Source organism: Dietzia sp. HMSC21D01, assembly GCF_001815995.1.
GTDB lineage: Bacteria > Actinomycetota > Actinomycetes > Mycobacteriales > Mycobacteriaceae > Dietzia > Dietzia cinnamea.
Genome location: NZ_KV823766.1, coordinates 8,722 through 14,333, shown reverse-complemented (window position 1 = coordinate 14,333; position 5,612 = coordinate 8,722). Strand labels below are relative to the sequence as shown.

Here is a 5,612-nt window from a genome sequence, read left to right as displayed (position 1 = left end):
CGACGCCCTCGTCGCCGCCTTCCTCGACCCGGCCGGCCCAGACCACGAGGCAGACCCCCAGCACCCGGCGCGGGCCGGGACCCGCCCCCTGGCCACCCAGGTCCGCCCCACCATCACCGTCCTCGCACCCCTGGGCCCCGACGGCGAACCCGAGGTCTACCTCCCCCGCGGCGGCCCGGCCACCATCGAAGCCCTCATCGAACTACTGGCCCGCAGCGTCGGCGCCACCATCACCGTGCCCCACACCGAACCCGGCACCGCCGACAACCCGACCGCAGCCCGCCGCTACCGCATCAGCGCCGAACTGGCCCACCGCATCCGCCTACGCGACGGCACCTGCCGCCACCCAGGCTGCTCCGTACCCGCCCAGGACTGCGACATCGACCACTGCCGCCCCTTCAACCACACCGACCCCAACAGCGGCGGCCTGACCACCGAAACCAACCTCGCCAGCATCTGCCGCCAACACCACCGCTTCAAAACCTTCCACGGCTGGCACTACCACCTCGCCCCCGACGGCACCCTGACCGTGACCACCGACACCGGCCACACCCTGACCACCCACCCCACCGGCCCCCTGGCCCGCTGGCGCCAACGCGACCCCCACCCAGACCACACCGACGACACTCCACCCCGCCGGCCCTGGCTCGACCCCCGACCACAAGCCACCCACTGGCTCCGCCGCGCCCGACGCCTGGCCGCCGAACGCACCGCCAACACCACCACACCACCACCCACAAACAGCCACCCCACCACCGACACCGACCCACCACCCTTCTAGAGGGCGCGGCCCGTCAGCGGTGCTTGAGAAGTACGGCGCGGATCCCCTCGTGGAATCCGTCGCGCAGGCGAACGCGCTGAGTCTCGGTAAGGGTGAACTCGTTGAGCATCTGGCAGGCGAACTGTAGGAGCGGACGGTCGATCGCCGGGGGGAGCACTCCACCGGACAACAGGTGCGCCTCGTCGCGCTGCTGCTCGGTCGCAGCTTGCTCGTACCACCAGGTGGCGTACTGCTGTCCGACGTCGAAGGGGGTCTGCTCGCCGGAGGAGGTCCACACCTCCTCGGGCAACGGCACGAACTTGGACCGCAGCGGGCGACGGTGAGGTGCCATCATCGACGGGTTCGGCCGCGAGGACCCGTTCGCCGGCTCGCTCGCCGTCGAGGACCTCTGAACCGACCCGGCGTGCTCGGCGGGCGGAGGCGAAGCCTGCGGGGTCGGGCCCGGCTTGGGTGCCAGATCAGCCGGCGTGACCACCGCCGGTCCCTCCGGCCGCGGCCGCGGGGCAGGCGTCGCGGCGTCCTGCGGGGGCGGCCCGGCCTCTGCCTCCCGACCGTCGTGTTCGTTCTCGACCCGGGCGGCGCATTCATGCTCGTCGGCGGCCAGTTCCTCGGCGTCGGCGGCGCGTTCCTCGTCAGCTATCGTCAGCCGGGTCTCGTCGGCGACGGAGGTGGCGGCGGCGCGGTCGGCCCGCAGGTCCACCTCCATCAGGTCCACCGACTCGTGGGTGTCGGGGTCATGCCCGTCTTCGCCCGGATGGGCGGGCGTCGCCGTCGGTGTGCGGACCTTGGGCGGTATCGGCCCCTCGAGGACGCGGATCTGCATGGCGTCGTGGAAGTCGGTGCGGGGGTCGAGGACCGTCGTCGTGTCGCAGGCGTGACGCAGTGCCGACGAGATGGAGTCCCAGCCGAAGCCCACCAGGTGCATCCGCACGCCGGCGTCCACGGCCACCCGGACCCCGGGGATCATGTCGGCGTCACCGGTGACCAGCACCATGTCCGAGCACTGCCCCTTGTACGCGGCCTGGATCATGTCCGCGACGAGGAGGGTGTCCACGGCCTTCTGGGTACGGCGTTCACCCCACTCGATCAGCTGACCGGCGCGCAATTGGACACCCTCGATAACGCGCAGCGTGCGTTGGTACCGGTGCGGGCCGGAGTCCGGGATGCCGTCGTACCAGTTCTGCCGCTGCACGGGCTGGTCCACGAGGCTATGGGCGACCTGGTCTAACCGGTGCACGACCGTGGCGAGTGATATCTCCAGCTGGCCTCGCGCACCCTCCTCCCAGGAGTTGTAAAAACTTGCCAGTAGATACGACGTATCCACTAGGACGAGTGTCCGTTCGAGCATGATGACCACTACCTGTTCTGTCTGTTTACGTTGACTTCAAGCATGCCGCAGGTCGGCTGGCCCCGCAGGGACCGCCGCCGTTCATCGTCAGGAGCTTCACCTTGTCGCACCCCTCCACTACTTCAACCGATCTGACCGGAAGGGTCGTGCTGGTGACCGGCGCAGCCCGCGGCCAGGGACGAGCTCATTGCGAGGCCTTCGCCGCCGCGGGCTGCGACGTCATCGCGTTGGACCTGTGTCGGGATATCGAGACGGTGCCCTATCCCATGGCCGAGCCGGCGGATCTCGAGGCCACCGCGGAGGCGGTCCGCGCGCTGGGGCGGCGGTGCGTGACGGGGATCGTCGACGTACGTGACCTGCCGGGGATGCAGGAGGCGGTCGACGCCGGGGTTGCCGAGTTCGGCGGACTGGACTTCGTCGTGGCCAACGCCGGTGTCTCGCCACAGCCCATCGCCACCTGGGAGCGGTCCGAGGAGGAGTGGGACAGCACGATGGACATCAACCTCAAGGGCACCTGGATCACCACCAAAGTGGCGATTCCCCACATCCTGGCCACGGGCCGGGGCGGTTCAGTGGTACTCATCAGCTCGATGGTGGGCCTTCGCGGCGGCTCGTTCACCGGTAGCTACGCGACGTCCAAGTGGGGGGTCCGCGGCCTCGCCAAGGCCCTCGCCGGGGAACTCGGCTTCTCCAACGTCCGGTGCAACTCGATCCACCCGGGCAACGTCCGCACGCCGATGATCGAGAACCCGGCGATGATCGAGATGATGTCAGGTGGGAAGGGCACGACACTCGAGGACACCGCGGAGACCTACAGCAACATGACCCAGATGCCCCAACCGTGGGTCGAGCCGTCGGCGATCGCGTCCATGGCCCTCTACCTGTGCAGCGACGCGGGCGCCGGCATCACGGGCGCCTCGATCCCGGTCGACCTGGGCGGCAGCGAGAAGTTCGGACTCTGAGCCCGATCGGTCTCAGATCACGCGAAGGCCCGCCCCTCGACCGGAGGGGCGGGCCTTCGTGTGCGGCCGGGCAGAGCACCCGGCCCGGCGAATCAGGCCGCTTCGGGCGCCGGAGCCGTCGGACGCGGCACGCTGACGGTCGAGCCGGTGGCGGTCCACACCAGGGACCAGAAGATGTCGACGACCGGCTGGATGGCCCGCAGGAAGATGTCGTTGGCGTTGCTCATGGTGTGTCTCCTCGGTTGTCGTGCTGGTGCGTACTGGGTCGTACCGCGGTAGGCGCTGTCGTATCCGTGACCCCTACGCGACGACTTCTATGTCGTCGCGAACCCAACCGACGTTACACAACCGTGACATCAACTGGGATATCGTCGTCTTCCCTCGCAGGCCAGGGCGTTACCGAGGCTCACTAAGCGATCGGAGACGCCGCAGATAACGGGTCACCGAGACCAGTACAACCGACCTCACTTTTGTGACCGACGCAACCGAACGTACCTACGCGACCGTAAGTTACGGTACCGTAGCTTCATGGCAATCACCGACATCCCGGAGTTCGCGCATCTCACCGAGGACGACGTCGAGGCGCTCGGCGCCGAGCTCGAGCAGATCCGTCAGGACATCATCGGTTCCCTGGGCGTGCGTGACGCGGCCTATATCCACAACACGATCCGCTTCCAGCGCGGCCTCGAGGTCGCAGCGCGCGCGTTGCTCCTCGTGGGCTCACGAAACCGCACCGCCTGGGCGGTCGGCGCGGGAGCGCTCGGCGTCGCCAAGATCGTCGAGAACATGGAGCTCGGGCACAACATCATGCACGGCCAGTGGGACTGGATGAACGACCCGGAGATCCACTCCACCACCTGGGAGTGGGACATCGTGGGTACGTCCGAACACTGGAAGCAGACCCACAACTACCTGCACCACAAGTTCACCAACATCGTCGGCATGGACGACGACGTGGGATTCGGTCTGCTGCGCGTGACCCGCGACCAGCGGTGGAGCCCGTTCTTCTACGGCAACGTCGCCTACAACGCGGTGCTGGCCCTGCTGTTCCAGTGGGGCGTGGGCATCCAGCACCTCGAGCTGGGCAAGGTCGCCATGGGACGTGACGACCGCGGGGAGACCAAGCGCAAGCTCAAGCTCTTCGCCAAGAAGGCGTCCGGCCAGCTGCTGAAGGACTACGTCTTGTACCCGGCGCTGTCGGGTAAGGGGTGGAAGTCCACCGCGACCGCGAACCTGCTCGCAAACGGCATCCGCAACGTGTGGACCAACGCGGTGATCTTCTGCGGGCACTTCCCCGACGGGGCGGAGAAGTTCACCAAGAAGAACGTGCAGGAGGAGACGCAGGCCGAGTGGTACCTGCGTCAGATGCTCGGCTCGGCGAACATCACCGGCGGTCCGATCATGGACTTCATGTCCGGCAACCTCTCGTACCAGATCGAGCACCACATCTACCCGGACATGCCGTCCAACCGACTGTCCGAGGCGTCGCTGCGCGTGCGCGCGGTGTGCGACAAGTACGACCTGCCGTATGTGGCCGGCCCGCTGCCGGTCCAGTATGCCAAGACCTGGCGCACCATCGCCAAGCTGTCGCTGCCCAACCACATGCTGCGCGCCACCGCGGACGATGCGCCGGAGACCCATTCCGAGCGGATGTTCGAGAACCTGCCCGCGCCATTACCCGCCACGGAGGGCAGGCGAGCGGGCCTGAAGACCGCGCTGAAGCACCACCGTGCGCGCCGACGGGCGCGCAAGGTCGTCGCCGTGGCCTGACGAGGCCCGCGACCCCGTCACGACCGGCGACGCCCCGGCACCGCGATCCGGTGCCGGGGCGTCCGTGATTTCGACGCCCTGCGGCGCGGGTCGGCTATAGGCTGGCGCTCGAGTCAGCGGGACGGAACGCATACCGACGCCACAGCGGTCGAGCCGGTCACCCGACACAAGACGACGAGGACGGGAGCCCCCATGGAGGACCGGCGGATGCTCATCGCCGATTCCGCGATCGAGGTCGTGGCGAGGGACGGTGTCCGTGCCCTCACCCACCGCGCCGTGGACTCGGAGGCGGGACTGCCCTCCGGCTCCACCTCGTACTACTGCCGCACCCGCGCCCAACTGCTCACCCTCACCGTCGACCGGCTCACCTCGCTGCTTCGCGGGTTCGTCGAGGTCTCCGGCATCCAGGAACTCGCGTCATCGAACGCCGACGAGGTGCTCTCGACACTCGCGCGCATGATGGAAGGGCTGCTGGAGGACTACCGCGGTGAACTCGCGGCCCGGTCGGCGCTCATCGTCGAGCTGGCCGGCAAGGCGGACACCACCGACCTCGTGGCGTCCCTCCTCGACCCCAGCGACCTGGTCGGCGCGCTCGACGCCGCCGGGCTCCGCGATCCCGCCACCGCCGCCCTCGACCTGCTCACGGTGTACGAGGGCCTGCTGTGGGAACGCACGGTAGGACGCCTGGCGGGCGCCGAGGTCGACGTCAAGCACGACGCCGAGCTGCTGGGCGCGGTGCTCGCCCGCCACG

At 68.6% G+C, this 5,612-nt stretch carries 6 protein-coding genes; 4 read left to right on the top strand and 2 right to left on the bottom strand.

Annotation, left to right across the window (positions count from 1 at the left end):
* A partial coding sequence (locus tag HMPREF3086_RS18850) for an HNH endonuclease (protein ID WP_168169043.1) occupies positions 1 to 781 on the top strand: 781 nt, incomplete at its 5' end.
* 13 nt (positions 782 to 794) lie between these two features.
* Here the strand turns inward: HMPREF3086_RS18850 and HMPREF3086_RS03630 are convergent.
* Entirely contained in the window at positions 795 to 2,129 is a 1,335-nt protein-coding gene (locus HMPREF3086_RS03630) for an NYN domain-containing protein (RefSeq protein ID WP_061916629.1), read from the bottom strand.
* Between the two features lie 101 nt (positions 2,130 to 2,230).
* On the opposite strand from HMPREF3086_RS03630, the gene HMPREF3086_RS03625 reads away from it, so the two are divergent.
* On the top strand, positions 2,231 to 3,091 hold the full coding sequence (locus HMPREF3086_RS03625; RefSeq protein ID WP_061229249.1) for a mycofactocin-coupled SDR family oxidoreductase: 861 nt from the start codon (positions 2,231 to 2,233) through the stop codon (positions 3,089 to 3,091).
* Positions 3,092 to 3,183: 92 nt separating this feature from the next.
* Here the strand turns inward: HMPREF3086_RS03625 and HMPREF3086_RS19760 are convergent, their stop codons facing one another.
* Positions 3,184 to 3,318 (bottom strand): hypothetical protein, encoded by a 135-nt coding sequence (locus tag HMPREF3086_RS19760; RefSeq protein ID WP_256386769.1) that lies wholly within the window; start codon positions 3,316 to 3,318, stop codon positions 3,184 to 3,186.
* Positions 3,319 to 3,619: 301 nt separating this feature from the next.
* Between HMPREF3086_RS19760 and HMPREF3086_RS03620 the strand changes: the two genes are divergently transcribed.
* Together HMPREF3086_RS03620 and HMPREF3086_RS03615 are read left to right on the top strand one after the other, a co-directional pair.
* Complete coding sequence (locus tag HMPREF3086_RS03620; protein ID WP_070720193.1) at positions 3,620 to 4,861, top strand: fatty acid desaturase family protein; 1,242 nt, start codon at positions 3,620 to 3,622, stop codon at positions 4,859 to 4,861.
* Positions 4,862 to 5,053: 192 nt separating this feature from the next.
* A partial coding sequence (locus HMPREF3086_RS03615; RefSeq protein WP_246830890.1) for a TetR/AcrR family transcriptional regulator occupies positions 5,054 to 5,612 on the top strand: 559 nt, incomplete at its 3' end.